The following is a 23,187-nucleotide window of genomic DNA, read 5'->3' on the forward strand; positions in this document are numbered from 1 at the left end:
GATTTTGCCCGGCATCAAAATTGGGTTCGGCGCCTGATCAAGTCAGGCGCCGAAGGGTCTATCAGGCTTGCGTCAGTTTCGCCGCAGCACGTTCGAAGCGATCCAGACCGGCGTCGATGTCCGCGTCTTCAACCACCAGGCTCGGGGCGAAACGGATCACGTCCGGGCCGGCCTGCAGAATCATCAGGCCTTCTTGTTCGGCGGCGTTGAAGATGTCCTTGGCCTTGCCTTTCCAGGCATCGCTCAGCACGCAACCGATCAGCAGACCGAGACCGCGCACCTGGGTGAACAGGCCGTACTTCTCGCCGATCTGCTGCAGGCGGGTCTTGAACTTGTCGTGCTTGGCGTTGACGCCGTTCAGCACCTCAGGGGTATTGATCACGTCGATCACCGCTTCGGCCACGGCGCACGCGAGCGGGTTGCCGCCGTAGGTGGTGCCGTGAGTGCCGACGACCAGATGCTTGGCCAGCGCTTCGGTGGTCAGCATCGCGGCGATCGGGAAACCGCCGCCCAGGCTCTTGGCGCTGGTCAGGATGTCCGGAACCACACCGAAATGCTGGTAGGCGAACAGGTTGCCGGTGCGGCCCATGCCGGTCTGCACTTCGTCGAACACCAGCAGCGCGTTGTTGGCGTCGCACAGTTCACGGGCGCCTTGCAGGTAAGCCAGCTCGGCCGGCAGCACGCCGCCTTCACCCTGGATCGGCTCCAGAACAACCGCGCAGGTCTTGTCGGAAACAGCGGCTTTCAGCGCTGCCAGATCGTTGTACGGCACATGGGTGATGCCGGTGATTTTCGGGCCGAAACCGTCGGAGTACTTCGACTGGCCACCGACGTTCACGGTGAACAAAGTACGGCCGTGGAAGCTGTTGAGCGCGGCGATGATTTCGTACTTTTCGGTGCCGAAACGGTCGAACGCGACGCGACGGGCCAGCTTGAAGGCGGCCTCGTTGGCTTCGGCGCCGGAGTTGCAGAAGAACACGCGCTCGGCAAAGGTGGCGTCGATCAGCTTGTGCGCCAGACGCAGGGCCGGCTCGTTGGTGAACACGTTGGACACGTGCCACAGCTTGTTCGCTTGCTCGGTCAAGGCACCGACCAGCGCCGGATGCGCGTGACCCAATACGTTGACGGCGATACCGCCGGCGAAGTCGATCAGCTCGCGGCCGGCCTGATCCCAGACGCGGGAACCGGCGCCACGCACCGGAATGAAAGCGGCAGGCGCGTAGTTGGGAACCATAACCTGGTCGAAATCGGCGCGTTGTACCGCAGCGTGCTCAACGGACATCGGAGTCTCCTGATGAGGGCCACCCGCCTGAAACTGGCGAGCGATGGGGGGATTGTAAGGACAGTTTTGTGCCCGGCCTTGCCGCCAAGCGACAACTTCTTATAGCGCAAACCCCGGATTTTCCCGGGTTTACGGCAATGCGACATATACCGTCGCAAAGGCGCAGTTTAAACCGTCGACGACAATTGCAGCAGGCCTGCGAGGATATCAATTCCACAGCTTGTCGCTGCGATAACTATGTACCGCACTTCATCGTGCGCATTTTGATTCGCTTGGCACTTTTCCAGACGCCAAGGCGCAATCACCATGCAATCACCGACCGAAAAACCACCCGTGCCCCCCCTGGCTTCCGGGTACGCCCCGCTTCATCCGCCGCCACACTATCAACCCCTTCTCAATGGCATCCCTGAATGGCTGGGCAAGTCCTCGCAAACCAGGCGCGACGCACTGAAAAATGCGCGCAGAACAATTCCCGACACATTCAAGTTGGCACCACGGGCACAACACCTCGCGCTACGCGCCGCCATCGCAGATCACATGCAGGCGCAAAACAGTGTCGATCGGTTACTGGAAGGCGTGCAGGACGCCCACACTTTTGCCGAACCCCTGCTGAAAACCGGGTTGAAATCACGCTACGGTCTTGAGCTGGACGTGAGGGCAACTTTCCTGCGCCTCTATATTCCGATCACGCCGCCCGGCCTTTCCATCCGCACCGGCGTACGGGTCTGGACGGTTTCCTTGCTGGACGCGGCGCTGCACAACTTCGAAGAACATGAAACACGAGCCGACGCCTACGACAGCGACTCCTGCTTCATCAGCAAACCGTCGGCCACAGGACAGTTCGAGACACTGCCGGCGCTCGGCACACAAATTGGCATTCCTGCTTTCACTCGCCTGTGCCGGGAGCTGGATATCGGCGCAGGCTACAAGCGCTACCTTGAAACCAGCCTCGGTATCTCCGATCCTGCCGTGGCCGCTGAATTGACCCCGAAGGTCAAGGCGACCCAGATCGCAGGCCTCAAAGCCGCGCTTGAGCTGGCGCGCCTCAACCGGGATATCGACGAACGCTGGTATCGCCTGATCGGTGGCCTGAGCGACGGTTTGCAGGGCATGCGGGTGAACGGCCAAACCCTGCGCTGTCACGATCTGACGATGATGTCGGCAGAGCTGGCAGGTATCGTGATTTTTGCGCCGGACCTTGAACAGGCAAGCAGACCGGCTGGCGTGGTGGCCTACGTGCCAGACGACCCTGAACACCCGGTCAAATACTATGCCTCGACCGCCGATCTGGAGAAGGAACTCACCCGTCAGTTGCGCTCCCCGCAGTATCAGCGATTTTTCAGCGGATTCGTCGCCCATGACCAGCGGGGGCATTTCTTCTCCGAGCTGAACCGGCGCCTGAGCCAAGTGAAATGGCACGCCCCCGAACCCGGCAACCCGCAGCCCACTTGGCGCGATACCCCCATCGAGCACCCCAAGCTGCAACTGGCGATCAGCGCCATCGCTGGCGACCTGTCGGAACACCTTTACCAACGCAAGCTGAACAAGATACTCAACGATGCCGCCACCCTTGCCGTCCCGACCGCGGCCGTCGACCGCAATGCCCGCTGGGCACGATGGGATTCCTTTGTCAGCGTGGCGACGTCGATTCTCCAGATTGCCGCGTTTGTCGTGCTGCCCTTCGTGCCGTTCCTGGGTGAAATGATGATGGCTTACATGGCCTATCAGTTTCTCGACGAGGTATTCGAGGGCATTGTCGATTGGGCTGAAGGATCGGCCACCGAGGCCGGCGAACAGTTGTTCGCCGCGCTGGAATCCCTGGTGCAATTCGGCGCTTTCGGGATTGGCGGCAGTATCGCCCTGGCCGAACTTCCCAGGATACTGCCGGCCCCCGTCGTGGCCTTCATCGATCGTTTCCGGCCGGTCAAGTTGCGCAATGGCAAAACGCAGTATTGGAAGCCGGACCTGAAGCCCTATGAACAGCAGGCCCTGCCGCCCGATGGAAGCGTGCCGGACCCGTCCGGCCTGCATGAGTATCAAGGCCGCAAATGGCTGCCGGCCGAACAGGGGCACTACGCCGTCAGCCATTCGGGACAGCCGGACAAGTTGTACATCGAACATCCGAGCCGACCGGACGCGTATCGCCCTACCGTTTTCCACAACGGTGAAGGCGCCTTCCACACCGAGCTCGAGCGCCCGCTGGAATGGGACAGACCGACGGTATTGCAGCGCCTGGGTCCAAGTGTTGAATCGCTGCCCCCGGCGCGACGCGAACGCCTGCTCCAGGTCAGCGGTTGCGACGAAGACGTCCTGCGCAGGATGCACATGAACCGCGAGCCCATGCCGCCCTTGCTGGCCGACAGTCTCCAGCGTTTTCTGATTGATCGGGACTTGCAGGATTTCATCGACCGGATCGGCAGCAGCAAGGCCGAGGATTACCTCACCGCCGATCCGCTGATTCAACTCCAGCTTCTCAAGGATCAGCACCTGTGGCCCTCCGGCAGACGACTACGCCTGTTCAGCGAACAGGGCGACGTCGTCTGGCAATCCTCCGCCGATCAACAGTTGCCGCTGACGGACATCCATGAGAACAGACTGACCGACGGCGACTTGCTCAAGACTCTGCTGCAGACACTCGACAACCACGAAATCAATACGCTGCTTGAAGAGGAATTCGGCCAGGTGATCGCCCTCGAAGTACGCACCCGAAACCTGCGTGCCCGTCTGACGCAGATCGCGACAACTGAACGCACGGCCTTGTTCGAGACGCGCTATCAGGCGCTTCAACACCGCGATGAACCGCTGGCAAGAACCGTGGCCCTGCACGAACCTCGCCTGCCCGCAAAAATCAGCGAAGCGCTGCTCAATACTGCCACGGGTTCAGAACTGTTGGAGATCGAAGCCGGAAACTGGCCCGCTCGGCAACAGGAACTGGCGCAAGAGGCCCGGCATGAACTGCGGGTGACTCGCGCCTACGAAGGGCTGGAGCTGGATTCGGTGCGCAACCCCGACTCCGACACCCTGGCGCTGCACAGCCTCCAGCGATTACCGGGCTGGTCTGGCGACGTACGTCTGGAGGTACGTTCCAGCTCCCCGCAAGGACAACTGCTCGACAGTACGGGGCCCGAATCGGCCGCCATCAGGAGGGTACTGGTACTCGACGCCAACGGTCGATGGAAGCCGTATGACCAGCAGGGCCTGGAGTTGCAGGGGACCGCCGATTTCTACACCTGCGTTCTGCAAGCCTTGCCGGACGCCCAGCGCCAGGCATTGAATCTGCACATCGGTGAAGGTGAAAAGCTCAGGCAGGCCCTGCGTGACAATCCGCTGCCACGCAGTGATCTGCGCCTGACGATTGTCGACGAGCCCCCTTCCCCGCCGGCCATCGAGACTCTGCGCCTGACCGGGGCACAAGGTTACGCCCGAGAAACGCCGCGCACCCCGCGCACTCTGGAAAACCGCATCAGGCAGGTGTACCCGAGACTGTTGCAGGGCGACTTGCAGGACATGGTCGCGCGACTGCAAGCCCACCCTGACGGGGCGAATGCAGAACTGTCGCGGCTCAGCCTCGAATACGCCCAGCTCGACAGCGACCTGAATCAGTGGATACACGCCGCTGCTCCCAACAATCCGGAAACCGGGCTCTCTCCGTCCCTCGCCCGACAGATGGCCACCCTGCGCGACCGCCAACTGTTCGCCCATCTTCTGCGCAAATGCTGGCGCAGAGAAACCCCGGAAGCGATCGGTTTCCGTCTGTTGTTTTCAGAGCCACTGCCGGGGGACTTGCCCGTCCTGAGCGCCAATTTCGATCACATCACCAACCTGGAACTGACCGGCACAGATAATCCCGGCGGCGTCGACGCATTTCTCCAGCGTTTCCCAAACTTGCAACGCCTGGCCCTGAACCATTTCGACCTGGACGACCTGCCGCAAAGTCTCCAGACGATGCCCTCGCTGCGACAACTGAGACTGCGCCAATGTGGCGTCGTTCTCACCCCACAAAACCAGCTGCTGCTGTCGTCACTCAACGAACTGACGGCGCTCGATCTGCAAGGTAACCCCTTGGGTATCACGATGGACGTCAACGGCCTTTCTGCGCTGACCTATCTCAATCTTATGGACACCGGTATTTCCGCACTGCCTGCCGGGCTGCTGGATCATCCGCGCATCAGAAGCGCCTGGCTGGCCGGCAATCAGATCACTTCGCTGCCCGATGTGCTGTTCGAGCTGTCGCCCAGCACCGGGGCGATATTCGATTTCGCCGGCAATCCACTTTCCAACGCCACGCGCGAACAGGTGAAAGTCTATTTCAACCGCACCGGCAATTACATGGGCGTGCGGCCAGAACAACCCGAGATCGACCGCACCAAAATGCTGTTCACCGACCTTAACGATCGCCAGGCCAGCGAGCTGATTTACCGACTTCCAGGCTCTCTCGCCCAAGGCCGGCTTCAGCTGGATCAATGGGAAGCCGAAATAACCCGTTTGACCGCGGACCTGACCAGCTGGGCCCGGGACATTCCGGACCGCAATCCACTCAGTGGCGAGACACTGACCTTCAATGAACGACTCGAAGAACACTTTGCCAGGGAAACGTTCGCCGGGCGCCTCGAACGGCTGTGGCGTCACCGATCCACGACTCAGCCGCTGGTACGGGCCGAAACCTTGACTGGGCAGGCAACATTCATGGGCGACATGCCCGTACTGAGTGCGGATTTCAGCCACATCCGCACGTTGTCCTTGAGTGGCAACAAATCGATCACCTCCACATCTTCATTCCTCGCCAGCTTCCCGCGGTTGACTACGCTGGTTCTGCGCGATTTCACACTTGACCGGATTGCGCAAACGCTCGCCCGCCTTCCAGCCCTCGAAGCGCTGGTCTTGAACAATTGCGGCGTGACTTTCAGTGCCGAAGCGCAAGCGGCACTGGCCGCCATGCCCGTGCTGGATTCCCTTGAGTTGCCCGGCAACCCATTGGGCGATTCACCCGATGTCGGCGCCTTGAGCCAACTCAACTACCTCGATCTTTCCAGCACGGGAATCAACGAAGCACCAATCGGCATGACCCGCCATCCAAACCTCAGAACGGCCATCGTCAGTGACAATCGCATCAGCGAATTTCCCGAGGACTTTTTTCAACTGCCGGCCACCGTCAGCGAAGGATTTGATTTTTCCGGCAACCCGCTGAGCGCAGAGACCCGGGAGCGCATCAAGACCTACTCTCGGGAAATCGGTCCGGATTTCGGCGTACCTGCCGATGCAGCAGATATCGCAGCCACCAAAGCCCTGTTCCCCGCCCTGGACACCGAGGAAGCCAGCGACGTCTTCTATGGCTTGCCCGGCGACCTGGAACAGGGCCGCAGCCTGCTCAGGCACTGGAAGGCGGAAATCGAACAACTGGTCGCGGACCTCGAACAATGGAAGACCGCGATTCCCGCCTCACATCCGGTCAGCGGTCAACTGTTGAGCCCGGCAGAGATGTTCGTCGAGCACACCAGGAGAACAGCCTTTGCCGACCAACTGGAGCGGTTGTGGCACATGCGGTCTTCGGACAACCCCAGGCAGCGGCACGACACCCTGATAACGACGCTTACGTTCATCGGCGAGCTGCCTCGGTTGTCGGCGGACTTCAGCCATATTGCAGAGTTGTCAGTCCATGGAAGTACGACCCTGAGCGCCACCGACGCCTTTCTGGGTTCTTTCACCGGCTTACGTCATCTGGAGCTGCATGATTTCAACCTCGCAGAGATCCCGCGAGCCTGCGCACGAATGCCTTCGCTGCAACGCCTGATCCTGGAAAACTGCGGGTTGTCACTGACTTCGCCTGGCCAGACCATCCTTTCCCCTTTGAATGCCCTGCAGTATCTGAATCTGAGTCGCAACCCGCTGGGTGCGCCTCCACCTCTCGAGAGCCTACCGGCACTGACTCATTTGCGTCTGGTCGATACCCAACTGACCAGCGTGCCGGACGGCCTGCTCACACGCCCGCGCCTGACCGTCGCGATCCTCGATCGCAACCGGATCAGCGAACTGCCCGAAGACCTGTTCGATATTCCGGTGAACACCCCCCGACAATTCACCTTCGCCGACAACCCGCTGACCGCGGCCACTCGCGATCGGATCAAAGTCTGCTTCCAGCAGCACCGGCAGAACTTCGGCGTCTCAATGCCCAACGAAGATCTGGACCGGCTCATCGAACTGTTCCCGTCACTGGATCGCGAGGATGCCGAACGCGTCTTGTACCTGCTGCCGGGAACCATCGAGCAAGGGCGTGCACAAATTGCCCGCTGGGAATCAGAACGGCGGCAACTGGTCGACGAGCTGGACCGCTGGGTGAACGATATTCCCGAGCGTTTCCCCGCCACCGATGAAGTACTCAGTCAAATCGAACGCGATACCGAGCGTGCCGAACGCGAGGCCTTTCGCCTGGAACTCGAGGCGTTCTGGCGCGAACGACTGGAGGAAAATCCGGAAACACGGGCTGTAACACTGAGCCTCAATCTTGCGTTCATTGGCGACATGCCGTCCTTGAGCACTGACTTCAGCCACGTCACGGCGCTGTCGTTACACGGCAATTCACAACTGCGGATCAATGACAGCTTTCTGCACTGTTTTCCCGGCCTCGAAACCCTGGAGCTGCGGGAGCTGGCGTTGGGACGAATTCCACAATCGATCACCCGGATGCCTGCACTCGAGGAGCTGGCATTGAGTGACTGCGACGTGGTGCTGGACAGCGAAGGCCACACGGCTCTTGGAATGCTGACCCGACTCAAAAGCCTGGATCTCTATCGCAATCCGCTGGGCATGGTGCCTGACTTGCGCAACCTGCGAGCACTGGAGTACCTCGACCTGTCGGCGACGGCCATCACCGAACTTCCCACGGGGCTGTTGAACCACCCCGCACTTGAAACGGTTGTACTCAACAACAACCGCATCACCGAGCTTCCCGAAGATGTCTTCGCCTTGCCGGCAGCCGTCGGCAATGGCTATGACTTCGGCGACAATCCCTTGAATGCCGCCACCCGTGACCGGATCAAGATTTACTATCGCCGTAACGGCGAAGACCTTGGGGTCATGGCCGAAATGACAGACCTGATCCGAGTCCAGACCCTGCACCCCGCCCTCGACGACGAACAGGCGAGCGCCTTCATCTACCGACTGGACGGCTCGCTGGCGGATGGGCGGAGCGAACTGACACGTCTTGAAACCGAACTGGCAACATTGCTGGGTGATCTTGCGGCATGGGAGGCCGACCTGCCGGTCCATGACATCAGCGGCCAGCCACTCAACGCCGCGGAGCGCCTGAAAGAAGAGCAAAACCGTGCGCGTTTCAAGGAGGAATTGCTGACCTGCTGGCGCAAGACACCGCTGGAAGGCGCGGATATCGAAGATCACCGCTTCGCGTCGAGCCTGCCGCTGCGAGGTGAACTGCCGACACTGACGGCGCAATTCGGCCACGTATCGGATCTGTACCTGCTCAGTGTCAGCGATCACTCGCCGCGCATCGGCCGTTTCCTGGAGGCGTTCCCCAGTCTTGATAGCCTCGATATCCGAGGCTACGACCTGAGAACCGTCCCCGAAGCCATCTTCAGGATGGGACGTCTGACGTCGCTGAGCCTGCCGGAATGCAACATCACCCTGACGCCAAACGATGTGCACGGCCTGGCGGGGCTGCACACTCTCGAGCTCTTGCACCTGCAGGACAACCCGCTTGGACTGGCTCCCGACCTGAGCAACCTGCCGGCACTGACCGATCTGGACTTGAGCACGACCGGCATCCGCGAAATTCCCAGGGGTGCGCTTGGCAACTTCAACTGGATGGAAATCGATCTGTCAGGTAATGAAATCAGCGAAATGCCGGACGAACTGATGGAGGTACCGGCCTATGTCGGTGATCGCTACGATTTACGTGGCAACCCCTTTTCCATGCGTGCGATGAACCGCATCCGAGCCTATTTCCAGGAGACGGGCAACACCCTGAACGTCGACGGCATTCTCGATCATCCGCCCCAGGTCATACGGCCCGTCGTCAATATCGAAGACTGAGCAAGACCTGGAGTATCAGCGCCCTCGAGGCGCTGATACCCGGAATCAACCGCGCTCGGGCGGTACCGACGACAGTTCGAACGGACTGCTGCTGCGCCGCTGGTTGCGGTCTTCCCGCGGCGTGGCGCCGAAGAAGTTGCGATAGGCGCTGGAGAAATGCGGCCCCGAGGAGAAACCACACGACAGGCCGATCTGGATGATCGACTTGCTGGTCTGCATCAACATCTGCCGGGCCTTATTCAGGCGCAGTTCCAGGTAATACTGGCTCGGCACGCGGTTGAGGTATTGCTTGAAGATCCGCTCCAACTGGCGACGGGACACGCACACATGCTGGGCGATTTCGTCGGTGGTCAGCGGCTCTTCGATGTTGGCTTCCATCAGCAGCACCGCCTGGGTGAGCTTCGGATGGCTGGAGCCGAGACGGTTCTGCAACGGAATGCGCTGACGCTCACCACCTTCACGGATGCGCTCGACCACCAGTTCTTCGGACACTGCACCGGCCAGTTCCGCGCCGTGATCACGTGCCAGCACTGCCAGCAACAGATCGAGCACCGACATGCCGCCGCACGCCGTCAGACGATCGCGATCCCAGTCGAACAGATGGCTGGTGGCGATGACTTTCGGGAAGCGCTCGGCGAAATCGTCCTGCCAGCGCCAGTGCACCGCTGCGCGATAGCCGTCGAGCAGACCGAGGTGCGCCAGCGGATACACGCCAGCCGACAAACCACCGATCACACAACCGGCGCGTACCAATTGCTTGAGCGCGCTGCTGAGTGCCGGCGCCAAAGTCGTCGGTGGCTCATCGGCGAGCAGGAACAGTTTCTGGAAGTTTTCGAGTTTGCCGGCCCAGGGTTCGCCGGGCAGTTGCCACTCACCGTCAGTCGGTGCTTCGGCCTGCAGGAACGACAATTCGTAAACCACATCCGGATGCACACGCTGGGCAACACGCAAGGCCTCCTCTGCCAGCGCCAAAGTCAGAGCTTTAGTGCTGGGCCAAATCAGGAAACCAATTCGATGGGCAGTCATGGGCGGGCGATCCGAAACGTAAACAGAGGGAAAAACCGAAATCGGCTGCAACCAAATTAGACCATCTGGCGCGCTGCGCAGCATGACCTAATCTGGTGCATAACGGGAGCGATTACTTGAGGCTGCCCGAGAGGAATTGTTGCAAACGTTCCGATTGCGGATTGACCAGCACTTCACGCGGGTTGCCGCTTTCTTCCACGACGCCTTTGTGCAGGAACACCAACTGGTTCGACACTTCACGGGCGAAGCCCATTTCGTGGGTCACCACCACCATGGTGCGGCCTTCCTGAGCGAGGGCCTGCATGACTTTCAGCACGTCGCCGACCAGTTCCGGGTCGAGGGCCGAAGTCGGTTCGTCGAACAGCATCACTTCCGGCTCCATCGCCAGCGCACGGGCGATTGCCACACGCTGCTGCTCGCCACCGGACATGTGCCCCGGGAACGCGTCCTTACGATGGGCCACACCCACCTTGTTCAGGTAGTGTTCGGCTTTCTCGCGGGCTTCGGCCTTGGACACGCCGAGGACATGAACCGGCGCTTCCATGATGTTTTCCAGCGCGGTCATGTGCGACCACAGGTTGAAATGCTGGAACACCATCGACAGGCGCGAACGCATGCGTTGCAGTTGCTTCGGATCAGCGGCTTTCAGCGCGCCGTCCTTGTTCGCCACCAGTTTCAGCTCTTCGTTGTTGAGCAGGATCTTGCCCGCGTGCGGCTGCTCGAGCAGGTTGATGCAGCGCAGGAAAGTACTTTTGCCGGAGCCACTGGAGCCGATGATGCTGATCACATCGCCGGCCGCCGCTTTCAGGGAAACGCCCTTGAGCACTTCGTGACTGCCATAGCGTTTATGCAGGTCTTGGACTTCAAGTTTGTACATGCGGTCGGTTCTCACAAAAACAGTCAGTCGTTGAGCAAAGGGCCGTCGCGCAGCGCATCGCGCCCCGCCACTTTGGCCAGCCAGAAACCGGGTTGGGCGTAACGCAGCCGCTCAATGGCAAACAGCACCCCGGACGTACCAGCACACACCGTGCTGACCCGATCCGACAGCGGATCGATCACTTCGAAAATCTTGTCACCGGCTTCAACCCACTCGCCGGGCTTGCGCAGAAAACTCACCACCCCCGGATGCGGCGGCAGGAGCAATTCAGTGCCCTCGAACGGCATGCCTTCGCACGGCTCGTGCGCCGCGCTCGGCCACTCGCCACGGATCAGGCCCTGCTCGGCGAGGAACGCCAGAATGCCTTCGGCCCAGGCTTCGGCCTGCGTCGGCGTGGTGTCAGCCTGACCGCCGAGTTCGACGGTGGTCGCCAGGCACGCCAGTGGAATCTGCGCGTCCGGGAACAGCCGCGACAGGCGCAGCCACGGCAGCGAACAGGCCTCGTCGAACGAGCTGCCGCCGGAGTCTTCCGCCAGCAAACCGACCTTCACGTCCAGGTGCGCGGCGAGCGAACGCCACTGCGGCCAGTGTTGCGGCAAGGCGTACATGTGCAGCGCGGCTTCGCAGTCGCAATGCAGGTCCAGCACCACATCGGCGGTGGCGGCATGTTGCAGCAGGATGCGCTGCATGCCTTGCAACTGGCTGCTGGCCTCGGGCAATGCGGCCAGGTGATCGGCCATTGCCTGACGGATCAGACGGATGTTGGCGTGCGGATCATCACCGAGTTGTCCTTCCAGCCTGGCGGCCACGGGGGCGCTGAGCTCGACGAAATCACGGTTGAAATTCTTGCCGCTGCCGGCCTCGAAACGGCCCTGATGATTGCCTTGCAGCAACTGGCCGAGACCCAGCGGGTTGGCCACCGGCACCAGTTCGATGACGCCGTTGAGCAGGCCCTTGGCTTCGAGTTCGCCGAGGCGTTTTTTCAGTTCCCAGGCAGTGCGCATGCCGGGCAGTTCGTCAGCGTGGAGGCTGGCCTGGATGTAGGCCTTGCGCTCGCCGCTGCCGAAACGAAAAACCGAAATCCGGCGCTCGCTGCCCAAATGACTCCACGGCAGAACGTGGTCGATGCGTTCCATATCAGTGCTTCCTCGGGGCCAGGTAGCTCAGCCAGCGACGCTCGGCCAGCTTGAACAGGCGCACCAGAATGAAGGTCAGGCACAGGTAGAACACGCCGGCGGTGATGTACGCCTCGAACGGCAGGTAGAACTGCGCGTTGACGGTACGGGCCGCGCCGGTGATGTCGATCAGGGTCACGATGGACGCCAGACTGGTGGTCTGCAGCATCATGATCACTTCGTTGCTGTACTGCGGCAGCGCCCGACGCAGGGCCGATGGCAGCAGGATGCGCTTGTACATCTTGAAGCGCGACATACCCATGGCCTTGGCCGCTTCGATCTCGCCGTTCGGCGTGGCCTTCAGGCTGCCGGCGATGATTTCGGCGGTGTAGGCGCTGGTATTGATCGCGAATGCCAGGCACGCACAGAACGTTGCGCTGGACAGCCACGGCCACAAGAAGCTTTCACGCACCGCTTCGAACTGGGCCAGACCGTAGTAGATCAGGAACAGTTGCACCAGCATCGGCGTGCCACGAATCACGTAGGTGTACAGCCAGGCCGCGCCGTTGACCACGGCGTTCTTGGACACACGCATCAGCCCCAGCGGCAGGGCCGCGAGCAGGCCGAAGAACAGCGACAGCGCGAGCAACTTGAGGGTCGTGACCAGACCGCCGAAGTACAGCGGCAGGGCCTCCCAAATGACGTTGTAGTCGAAGATCATAGATCAGCCGCCCTTACGCCTACCGAGTAGCGCTTCTCAAGGTGACGCAGCGCCAGCAACGAGACACTGGTGATCACCAGGTACATCGCCGCCACTGCGAGGAAGAAGGTGAAAGGCTCGCGGGTGGCGTCGGCCGCCTGCTTGGCCTTGAACATCATGTCCTGTAGACCGACCACGGAAATCAGCGCGGTGGCCTTGGTCAATACCAGCCAGTTGTTGGTGAAGCCCGGAATCGCCAGACGGATCATCTGTGGCACCAGCACGCGGAAGAACACCTGGAAGCTGCTCATGCCGTACGCCATGCCGGCTTCGGCCTGACCTTTGGGGATCGCCATGAACGCGCCGCGGAAGGTTTCCGACAGGTACGCACCGAAGATGAAACCAAGGGTGCCGATACCGGCGGCCAGCGGGTTCAGGTCGATGTAGTCGTCATAGCCGAGCATCGGTGCGACGCGGTTGAGCAGGTCCTGACCGCCGTAGAAGATCAGCAGGATCAGCACCAGGTCGGGAATCCCGCGAATCACCGTGGAATACAGATCGCCCAGCCACGCCAGCCAGCGCACCGGCGACAAGCGCAACGCGACGCCGATCAGCCCGAGAACGATGGCCAGGGCCATGGACGACAAGGCGAGCTGAAGCGTCAGCCAAGCGCCATCGAGGATGACAGCCCCGTAGCCTTTCAACATGATTCAGGTCCTCGAAAGTTGGGATGAAAAAATGGCGCAAACCGCAGAGATCCTGTTGCTTGCGCCATTTCGGACGGGTCGAGCGACGTCTTTACTTGCCGTAAATGTCGAAGTCGAAGTACTTGTCCTGGATTGCCTTGTACTTGCCGTTCTCGCGGATGGCCGCGATGGCGGTGTTGATCTTGTCTTTCAGGGCGTCGCCCTTGCGTACCGCGATGCCTACGCCGTCGCCGAAGTATTTGACGTCGGTGAACGCCGGGCCCACGAACGCGAAGCCTTTGCCGGCGTCGGTTTTCAGGAAGCCGTCATTCAACAGCGTAGCGTCCGCCACGGTGCCGTCGAGGCGGCCGGCGGCCACGTCGAGGTAGATTTCGTTCTGCGAGCCGTACGGCTTGATCTCGGCACCCAGCGGGGCCAGGACTTCGCGGGCGAAACGCTCGTGGATCGAACCACGCTGCACACCGATGTTCTTGCCTTTCAACTCAGCCAGACCTTCGCTGACCTGAGTGCCTTCCTTCATCACGAGGCGGGCCGGGGTGTTGTAGTACTTGTTGGTGAAGTCCACGGACTTCTTGCGGTCGTCAGTGATCGACATGGACGACAGGATCGCGTCGATCTTGCGCACTTTCAGTGCCGGGATCAGACCGTCGAACTCTTGCTCGACCCACTGGCACTTGACCTTCATTTCTTCGCACAGCGCGTTGCCGATGTCGTAGTCGAAACCGACGATGCTGCCGTCCGGGGCTTTGGATGCGAATGGAGGGTAAGCCGCTTCGATACCGATTTTCAGAGGCTTTTCATCGGCGAACGTCGGCAGGGACAGCACGGACAGTGCCAGGGCGCCAAGCAGCACAAGTTTCTTCATCTTGGGACTCCATCGGTAAAGGGCAAAAACGGCAGAGTGAGCGACAGCCCAATATGCGAATGGGTGTAACGAAATCGGTTGCTGCGTGCGTGGGACAGTTCCAGTCAAAACCGCGACGGCTTCAACGCAAGCCACGACGAGCGAGTGATCGGCATTCTAACGACAGGCCCGAAGCCGATATTTCTTCAATGCGACAACTAATTACAGATGCACCGAGAAACCCGCTTGAGCACATTGACAGCCCTGCAATTTCATGCAAGAGCGAAAGACAGTGAACCGATCTATGCTGCAAATTGCGGGCCTATTATTCGCAAACCCTTCTAATCCGGCAAGCGCGGGGTTATGTCTTATTTTTCACCGGGGGTTTTGAGGCTCTAAAACGGGGCGATGCGTTTCTCATTGCCCCGTTGCGGGGCGGGCGGTTACACATTCGGTTACTTGAAGGCGAACGGGTAACAGTGGGAATGTTCTGACAAGTGAAACCGATAATTATTGGCTGGATGCCGATGAGGTAAGACAGCGGAACACTGCGGAGAATGACAGGCCGTCTTCGCGAGNCTCGCGAAGAGGCCCACCCCGACGCTACAAAAACATCAGACACAAAAAAGCCCCACCCGGCGAAACCGGACAGGGCTTTCTGCACTTCAGACCCGCCGCTTACGCGACGTTCATAGTCTTGTGCGTATCGATCAGATGCTGCACCACACCCGGATCGGCCAGGGTAGAGATGTCGCCCAACCCTTCGTATTCAGCCGTGGCGATCTTGCGCAGGATACGGCGCATGATCTTGCCCGAACGGGTCTTCGGCAGCCCCGGCGCCCACTGGATCACATCCGGCGAAGCAATCGGGCCGATCTCCTTGCGCACCCAGTTCTTCAGCTCCAGGCGCAGTTGCTCGCTCGGCTCTTCACCATTTTTCAGGGTGACGTAGACATAAATGCCCTGCCCCTTGATGTCGTGCGGCACACCGACCACCGCCGCTTCGGCGACTTTCGGGTGAGCCACCATCGCGCTTTCGATCTCGGCGGTGCCCATGCGGTGGCCGGAGACGTTGAGCACGTCGTCCACGCGACCGGTGATCCAGTAGTAACCATCGGCATCACGGCGCGCGCCGTCACCGGTGAAGTACATGCCACGGAAGGTCTTGAAGTAGGTGTCAACGAAACGGTCGTGGTCGCCGTACAGCGTGCGCGCCTGACCTGGCCACGAATCGAGAATCACCAGATTGCCCTCGGCCTCGCCCTCGATGATGTTGCCGAGGTTGTCCACCAGCGCCGGCACCACGCCGAAGAACGGACGTGCCGCCGAACCCGGCTTCAGCGCGTGAGCGCCCGGCAGCGGGCTCATCATGTTGCCGCCGGTCTCGGTCTGCCACCAGGTATCGACGATCGGGCAACGGGATTTGCCGACATTCTTGTAGTACCAATCCCAGGCTTCCGGGTTGATCGGCTCGCCCACCGAACCCAGCAGACGCAGGCTGCTGCCGTCCGCGCCTTCAACGGCGGCGGTGCCGGAGGCCATCATCGCGCGGATCGCGGTCGGCGCGGTGTAGAGGATGTTGACCTTGTGCTTGTCGACGATCTTCGCCACCCGGGTGATGTCCGGGTAGTTCGGCACGCCTTCGAACAGCAGCGTGGTCGCACCGTTAGCCAGCGGGCCGTAGACAATGTAGGAGTGGCCAGTGACCCAGCCCACGTCGGCGGTGCACCAGTAGATTTCGCCCGGACGATAGTCGAACACGCGCTCGTGAGTCATGGCCGCGTACAACAGGTAGCCGCCAGTGGTGTGCTGCACGCCCTTCGGCTTGCCGGTGGAGCCGGAGGTATAAAGGATGAACAGCGCTTCTTCGGCACCCATCTCTTTCGGCGCGCAGACCGTGCCCGCCACTTTCATCAGGTCTTCGTACCAGATGTCGCGATGCTGGTTCCACTTGATGTCACCGCCGGTGCGCTTGCACACGATGACTTTCTGGATGCTGCTGGTTTCCGGATTGGTCAGCGCGTCGTCGACGTTGGCCTTGAGGGAAATCTTCTTGCCGGCGCGGATGCCTTCGTCAGCGGTGATCACCACTTTCGAGCGGCAGTCGATGATGCGGCCGGCCAGGGCTTCCGGCGAGAAACCGCCGAACACCACCGAGTGAATCGCGCCGATCCGGGTACAGGCCAGCATGGCGACCACGGCTTCGGGAATCATCGGCATATAAATGGTCACCACGTCGCCGCGGTGCACGTCCTGGCCACGCAGGGCGTTGGCGAGCTTGCACACTTGTTCGTGCAGTTCGCGGTAGGTGATGTTGCGGCTTTCGGAAGGATCGTCGCCTTCCCAGATGATGGCGACCTGGTCGCCGCGCTCGGCCAGATGGCGGTCGAGGCAGTTGTAGGAAACGTTCAGGGTGCCGTCGGCAAACCACTTGATGTCGACATGGTGATCGTCGAACGAAGTCTGTTTCACCGTGGTGAAAGGCTTGATCCAGTCGAGGCGCTTGGCTTGTTCGCGCCAGAAGCCGTCAGGGTTGACGACCGACTGTTGGTACATGGCTTTGTAGGTCGCCTCGTCGGTCAGCGTATTGGCCAGAACCTCGGGACGAACGGGATACAGGGAAGCCGCACTCATCTTTCCTACCTCGGTGTAATAGTTGTTTTTGTATGACCCTGTTGTAGCCGGGGCGCCCGTATAGAACCATTCGACGATGGTAGTAACAAGCCCCTACAAAACATCCAGAAATGCCACAGACACCCCTGAAGCAAACCCCGCAACCCTTGTGGGAGCTGGCCTGCCAGCGATTCGGACGACCCGGTTTCCCGAGAAAGCCGCAGCGCTGGTAACACCCTCTCCAAGGATTGTTACCAAATCTGCCAAAGGTGTTTATCAAAACCGGGTCTGTTTACCCCTGCCCCGCCTCCCTAAAATTCACCTCGCCGACAAGGCAAAGCGATTAACAAGGTTACAGCCCCCACGAAGGCCGTTAATCCAGTTCTGAAGTAACAAAGCAAAACGATGAAGTTCCACACGCAACCCCAAAAAGGTTGCGTGACCCCACTCGACCTCAAGAAGGTAAATTTCAAATGAAAGCTTTATTGGTTCTGGCCCTCAGCAGTCTGTGCGCAACCGCCATGGCAGACGAGGTTCCGACTGATGTCGCCCAGCAACAACCGGCTATCGAGGAATACACTTACTCCACTCACCTGGACATCGCCAAAGTTGTTTCCATGAGCGAAGTTCCGAATGTCTGCGAAGTTGTTCCGGCAAAAATGGAATACGACGACTCCAAGGGTCAGCGTCACATCCTGCGTTACAGCATCATGGGCAACGGCTGCACCAATTGATGCGTTGAGACTGCACCGAATCGGATCACTCAGCGCAACATCGAGGGTCGATTCCAGCCCGGCTTCGGTCGGGCTCAGTTGTGTTTGAAGCGGCGCAAAAGGGTTGCAAAACACAAGATATAGTGAAAAACGCGTTTTTTTGCTCGTTTTTTGAGCAATCAATCACACGCCAAAAAATTAATGAAAAAATTTTCTCCGGGGCCAATCCCGGCGAAAGCCCTGTAAACCCTCGCTCCGATCGAAATCACCCGCGCGCTCGACCGCCCTGCGCTGTTTCGCCCTCCCCCACGCCCGTGTTTTTTTCCCTATAATGCCGCCCTAATCGGGTCAGCAATATTCCCTTACAGGGATCAAAGCCATTCTGAAGCCCCGCAGCAGCGACAACGCTGGCCTGCGCCCGTCAGAGGCTCTCGGAAACCCGTAAAAATTTTCTGTTTATTGCCTGCGTAGCACCGCTGCAAAAAACGACATCCAACGCGGCCTGTACGGCCGTGTGAAAAACCAACAATCAGTTTTCACACGGGCACAGGCCCTCACGCAGGAGACGACACGTCATGCTGAGCTGGGACGAATTCGACAAAGAAGACAGTGAAGTAGCAGCAGTGAAAGGCGCCAACGCCGGCCACGCTAGCGAAGCCAACATGGACCGCCTCGACAGCGCCGGCGGTGCCGCCGCCCTCGAAGCCCGCGCCGTGACCGCCGAAGACTCGGCCGCCGTGGCCCGCGCCAAGGCTGCACTGGATTCCCTCGACGTCGCCGAAGGCCTCGCCGAACTCGAAGGCTCCGCCGCCCGTGTCGCCGTTGACGAAAAGCGCATGATCAACTGCCGCGCCGACCTCAACCAGCTCGTGCCATTCAAGTACGACTGGGCCTGGCAGAAATACCTGGACGGCTGCGCAAACCACTGGATGCCGCAAGAAGTCAACATGACCGCCGACATCGCCCTCTGGAAAAACCCGGAAGGCCTGACCGACGACGAGCGCCGCATCGTGATGCGCAACCTCGGCTTCTTCTCCACCGCCGACTCCCTGGTGGCCAACAACCTGGCCCTGGCCGTGTACCGCCTGATCACCAACCCGGAATGCCGCCAGTACATCCTGCGCCAGGCGTTCGAAGAGGCGATCCACACCCACGCCTACCAGTACTGCATCGAATCGCTGGGCATGGATGAAGGCGAGATCTTCAACATGTACCACGAGATCCCGTCGGTCGCGAAAAAAGCCGCCTGGGGCCTGAAATACACCCGCGCCATCTCCGACCCGGAATTCAACACCGGCACCGTAGAGACCGACAAAGAACTGCTGCGCAACCTGATCGCCTACTACTGCGTTCTGGAAGGCATCTTCTTCTACTGCGGCTTCACCCAGATCCTCTCCATGGGCCGCCGCAACAAAATGACCGGCGTCGCCGAGCAGTTCCAGTACATCCTGCGCGACGAATCCATGCACCTGAACTTCGGCATCGACGTGATCAACCAGATCAAAATCGAAAACCCACACCTGTGGGACGCCGAAATGAAGGAAGAAGCTTCGCAGATGATCCTGCAGGGCACTCAACTGGAAATCGAATACGCCCGCGACACCATGCCTCGCGGCGTACTGGGCATGAACGCAGCGATGATGGAGGACTACCTGAAGTTCATCGCTAACCGTCGCCTGTCGCAGATCGGTTTGAAGGAAGAGTACCCAGGGACCACTAACCCGTTCCCTTGGATGAGCGAGATTATGGACTTGAAGAAAGAGAAGAATTTCTTTGAGACGAGAGTGATCGAATACCAAACTGGTGGTGCTCTGAGCTGGGACTAATCGTCTCGCTCGCCATGGTTTGACGATTGCTGCTTGAGTCGTCGAATTGAGAAAGCAAAAAGCCCCGATTTGATCGGGGCTTTTTATTGGACATCGATTAAGCACAATAAAATACCCCATCACTTTACGATAATAGACAGAGTAAAAAATGCTTGAGGCCAAATTTTACGACACCTACTACTTCTGCAACGTTGTAAAAAGCGTCCTTTATCACTCAGAGAGTTACCTAGGAGTGCTGAATGACTTTTACGGCGACGGTCGAATTTATTACAGATTAAGCACTTTCAATAAATACTCAATCCTTCATGAATTCATAGAGTTTATTATCCATGATGTTTATTACGATCAATCGAGCGAAGCAGCCTTAGAAAAAAAACAGAAAATCCAAGAAAATTATCAGGACATACCTATCGCTTTAAGCCTCCTGAGGCCGAGCACACTACCGATAGAGTTAGCGCTCAAACATCACAACATGCCACATCAAAGCTTCGAAGATTTTCTAGATAAGCAAAGTAAAAAATTTATCGAGTGCAATATAGATGATATTTATGAGTTCATCCATAAGCTACGCGAGACGGGCGTATTTCACGAGCTAGTTGAGCACATTTCCAAAGAAGTTTTTCATGTTCTTTTTCAAAATCGTGACCTCATGAAAAATTTCAACACATTAATGGCAAACGCTCTGGAATACGAATCCAAACAAGAGAGACCAAGCGAGATTAAAAAAATCTTTAGTCGAACTGGAGTATTGAAACGCGCAGCGATACCACAATGGGCACGAAGGGCCGTTTTTTTTCGAGATAGGGGGCGATGCGTACTATGCAACAAAGACCTCTCTGGACAAATAAACTTAGAAAACAAAGAGAACTACGACCATATCGTACCACTAGCCAAGCACGGACTGAATGACATCTCTAACATTCAGCTACTTTGCAAAGAATGTAATCAACATGAAAAAAGAGCTGGAGAGGCGGTTACATCTGACAACTACCAATCATGGTACACGTATTAGCGTCAGCTACCCCCCTCCCCGCAGAAGGATTGCCTTCCAGCGCTACCGCCTTACCCGCACATCCAAAGCTTCGACTACCCTAAGCCCAAGTACTGGATGTGCAGCTATTAGTAGAAACTAGCACTCACAAACGACTAGATCTCGGTTTCAAGCAAAGCCGATTTTTCATGTCACTGCGACTTTTTACTAAGAATTTCAAATACTACCGAAGCTATTTTGTTAGCCAACAAAGGCGGCACTGCATTTCCAACCTGATGGAATTGGTGCGTCCGATTCCCCTGAAAAAAATAGTTGTCCGGGAAAGTTTGAAGTCGGGCCGCCTCTCTGACCGTTAAGCTTCTGCATTGCTTGGGATCGTAATGAATAAAATAATGACCATCTTTCGAAATATGGCTAGTAATAGTTGTTGCAGGGAGATGTTCGACTTGAACCCTAAAGCGGTCACTAAACTTACCGCTCTCCCAGTTCTTGTGAGCTGGTGCAAGATCCGAAAGACAAAACTGCTGATGGCCTTTCGGAGAAATTTCGTAGGCCCGGGCATACACACTGGCAAACATATACCGGCGCAGATCCGATGACATATGACCGCGAGCATCATGATTTAACCAGTATTTTAGCTTATCATCTCGATACCAACGATCTAAATTTTCATCTCTAATTTTTCCATCATTTTTGCGACGAGGAACACGTAGCGCTCCAACTTCAAGAGAAGCGGAAATGAGAGCCTTACGCGCAATACTCATCTCAGCGCTGAGTTTCGGCTCAACATTACTATCAACTTCTGAAGCAAGACCATCAAGATGATCTGCAACTTCTTTGTACCAAGCCTCGCCACTATCTGCCTGCTTGGTCAAACGGCTGCGCAACTCTGGTAAGTCCCCGAGAACTTGCTTTGTAGTTACTCGCCCTACTGCCTTCGCTAAACACTCATATTGTTCAATATTACCGCGCTCATCCAAAGCGATCCCCAACAGGATCACTCGATGTCTCGCTTGAGGGATTCCATACTCCTCTGCTCTGATAATAAAACCACGAGGATCGACGTTGCTTACATCCTCACCAGGACCAAAGGACTGATCAGTCACAAGAGAACAGACGCGATATTTTTTGCCTGGTGAGGGATCACCAAGCGCTTTATTCGGATCGGTGAGATCTTCAAGAATTTGCGTAAAAATACTTTCCCCAGCTATCTTTGAAGATAGAATTCCTTTCACGTTCTCCATTACGAATACAGCTGGCTTTCTCTCCTTGATGATGCGGAGATATTCTTTGTATAGAAAATGACGATGATCATTTTCAGCACTGTAATCAGCCTTTCCTTGATTACGAGATCTACCGACAATTGAATAGGCTTGGCAAGGAGGCCCACCGATGAGAACCCAAGGCCTATCCTTGAGTTTTTTATCAAGAATCGCATCGAGCTCCGCGTCACCTTCTTTGGATCCCAAAGTAATGCATCTAGCTTCTTTTTCTGCCTCAACCCACTGGGCTTTACTCAGATCGCTATATGGCTTAGGAGTCTGCCCATTACAAAAATTGTAATAATCACATAGCTGCTCAGGATTATTCTTTTTCAGAAGCCGATAAAACGCTCTCAATTTGAGCGTTTCGCGGGCAATTGGATTCATTTCGGCTGAGACTAAAATCTCAAATCGGGATCCGTCGCCGGAAGATGCAAACCCCTCACCAAGACCTCCTGGGCCGGCGAAGAGGTCGACAATCTGAATTGGCTTCGAATGCTCGGTGTCACATTCAATAGCGGTATCTCGGCCTAAAGGCAAATTCATCTGGGGCTCAGTCATGGACATAGTCAGTAAAGAGGTCAGGTCTCGGATGATGGCCGCTATCCGCGGCAGCAATACATCTCCCGAATTGAAGGTCCGGAAGCTGCTACATAGAAATGGCTTCAGGTATCGACTGCATCCTCGAGAGCTTCCAGGTCGACCAGATGTGGTGCTTCCTCGTCACAAAGTCTGCATTTTCATTCAAGGCTGCTTCTGGCACAGGCACCCTGGCTGTAGGTATGCCACAACTCCTCGGACTCGCGAAGAATTCTGGCGATTGAAATTCGACCAGAACGTGAAACGAGACCTCAGAAACAAAGCCGAACTGCTCCAGCAGGGCTGGCGTGTTTTCGAGCTTTGGGAATGCGGTATCCGCAGACCTGAAGCAGAAATGAAATGGCTTCTGAAAGCCGTGCCGGATTGTAATCAAAAATATCTCTCATGGCCCAACTTTCCTGTGCCAGAAAACTGATGCTCTGAGGCCTACTGCTGACGTCCAATCTACCGCCACCAGCCTGTTTCCCCGACTGTCGCTGCTGACCTACGCAAAATAGGGTGGGCCATTGAAGAAGAAAATGGCAAAGTGATGCCACACATTGCAGGTGGTCTGGAAGCTGAGCTGAAACGCCATGCTCAGCTTCC

General features: G+C 58.0%; 14 protein-coding genes. 5 read left to right on the plus strand and 9 right to left on the minus strand.

Annotated elements, in window-relative coordinates; translation table 11 throughout:
* Window positions 1–61 precede the first annotated feature (61 nt).
* Entirely contained in the window at window positions 62–1,282 is a 1,221-nt protein-coding gene (locus ACTJK9_RS11770) for an aspartate aminotransferase family protein (protein WP_064598809.1), read from the minus strand.
* Window positions 1,283–1,819: 537 nt separating this feature from the next.
* Between ACTJK9_RS11770 and ACTJK9_RS11775 the strand changes: the two genes are divergently transcribed.
* The gene (locus ACTJK9_RS11775; RefSeq protein WP_440813937.1) at window positions 1,820–9,328 is read left to right on the plus strand and encodes a dermonecrotic toxin domain-containing protein; all 7,509 of its coding nucleotides are present in this window, start codon (window positions 1,820–1,822) and stop codon (window positions 9,326–9,328) included.
* 45 nt (window positions 9,329–9,373) lie between these two features.
* On the opposite strand, the gene argR is transcribed toward ACTJK9_RS11775, so the two are convergent.
* The 7 genes from argR to acs form a co-directional block, all read right to left on the minus strand.
* Window positions 9,374–10,354 (minus strand): transcriptional regulator ArgR, encoded by a 981-nt coding sequence (gene argR, locus ACTJK9_RS11780; protein ID WP_085610735.1) that lies wholly within the window; start codon window positions 10,352–10,354, stop codon window positions 9,374–9,376.
* A 112-nt stretch (window positions 10,355–10,466) separates the two neighbouring features.
* A complete protein-coding gene (locus tag ACTJK9_RS11785) occupies window positions 10,467–11,231 on the minus strand; it encodes an ABC transporter ATP-binding protein (protein ID WP_003227281.1) in 765 nt (254 codons plus the stop codon).
* 23 nt (window positions 11,232–11,254) lie between these two features.
* Window positions 11,255–12,367, minus strand: coding sequence for a succinylglutamate desuccinylase/aspartoacylase family protein (locus ACTJK9_RS11790; protein ID WP_085610736.1), 1,113 nt, complete (start codon window positions 12,365–12,367; stop codon window positions 11,255–11,257).
* Between the two features lies 1 nt (window position 12,368).
* Window positions 12,369–13,067: an ABC transporter permease gene (locus ACTJK9_RS11795; RefSeq protein WP_039772064.1), complete on the minus strand. Its 699-nt coding sequence runs from the start codon at window positions 13,065–13,067 to the stop codon at window positions 12,369–12,371.
* Window positions 13,064–13,753, minus strand: coding sequence for an ABC transporter permease (locus tag ACTJK9_RS11800; RefSeq protein WP_007951063.1), 690 nt, complete (start codon window positions 13,751–13,753; stop codon window positions 13,064–13,066). The genes ACTJK9_RS11795 and ACTJK9_RS11800 overlap by 4 nt, the downstream gene beginning before the upstream one ends.
* A 91-nt stretch (window positions 13,754–13,844) precedes the next feature.
* Complete coding sequence (locus tag ACTJK9_RS11805; RefSeq protein ID WP_011335541.1) at window positions 13,845–14,618, minus strand: ABC transporter substrate-binding protein; 774 nt, start codon at window positions 14,616–14,618, stop codon at window positions 13,845–13,847.
* 657 nt (window positions 14,619–15,275) lie between these two features.
* Window positions 15,276–17,231 carry an acetate--CoA ligase gene (gene acs / locus ACTJK9_RS11810; protein ID WP_007951065.1) on the minus strand — a complete coding sequence of 652 codons (1,956 nt, stop codon included), beginning with the start codon at window positions 17,229–17,231 and terminating at the stop codon, window positions 15,276–15,278.
* A 452-nt stretch (window positions 17,232–17,683) separates the two neighbouring features.
* On the opposite strand from acs, the gene ACTJK9_RS11815 reads away from it, so the two are divergent.
* The 3 genes from ACTJK9_RS11815 (at window position 17,684) to ACTJK9_RS11825 (ending at window position 20,761) form a co-directional block, all read left to right on the plus strand.
* Window positions 17,684–17,944, plus strand: a complete 261-nt coding sequence (locus tag ACTJK9_RS11815; protein WP_011335542.1) for a DUF2790 domain-containing protein — start codon at window positions 17,684–17,686, stop codon at window positions 17,942–17,944.
* Between the two features lie 554 nt (window positions 17,945–18,498).
* Window positions 18,499–19,749 (plus strand): ribonucleotide-diphosphate reductase subunit beta, encoded by a 1,251-nt coding sequence (locus tag ACTJK9_RS11820; protein WP_007951068.1) that lies wholly within the window; start codon window positions 18,499–18,501, stop codon window positions 19,747–19,749.
* Window positions 19,750–19,897: 148 nt separating this feature from the next.
* Window positions 19,898–20,761, plus strand: coding sequence for an HNH endonuclease (locus ACTJK9_RS11825; RefSeq protein WP_440813942.1), 864 nt, complete (start codon window positions 19,898–19,900; stop codon window positions 20,759–20,761).
* Window positions 20,762–20,931: 170 nt separating this feature from the next.
* Here ACTJK9_RS11825 and ACTJK9_RS11830 read toward each other — a convergent pair whose 3' ends face one another.
* Entirely contained in the window at window positions 20,932–22,563 is a 1,632-nt protein-coding gene (locus tag ACTJK9_RS11830) for a DNA cytosine methyltransferase (RefSeq protein WP_440813945.1), read from the minus strand.
* A 34-nt stretch (window positions 22,564–22,597) separates the two neighbouring features.
* On the opposite strand from ACTJK9_RS11830, the gene ACTJK9_RS11835 reads away from it, so the two are divergent.
* A complete protein-coding gene (locus ACTJK9_RS11835; RefSeq protein WP_440814094.1) occupies window positions 22,598–23,017 on the plus strand; it encodes a very short patch repair endonuclease in 420 nt (139 codons plus the stop codon).
* Window positions 23,018–23,187: the final 170 nt, after the last annotated feature.

The sequence above is a fragment of the Pseudomonas sp. 22082 genome (assembly GCF_052046055.1).
GTDB lineage: Bacteria > Pseudomonadota > Gammaproteobacteria > Pseudomonadales > Pseudomonadaceae > Aquipseudomonas > Aquipseudomonas pharyngis.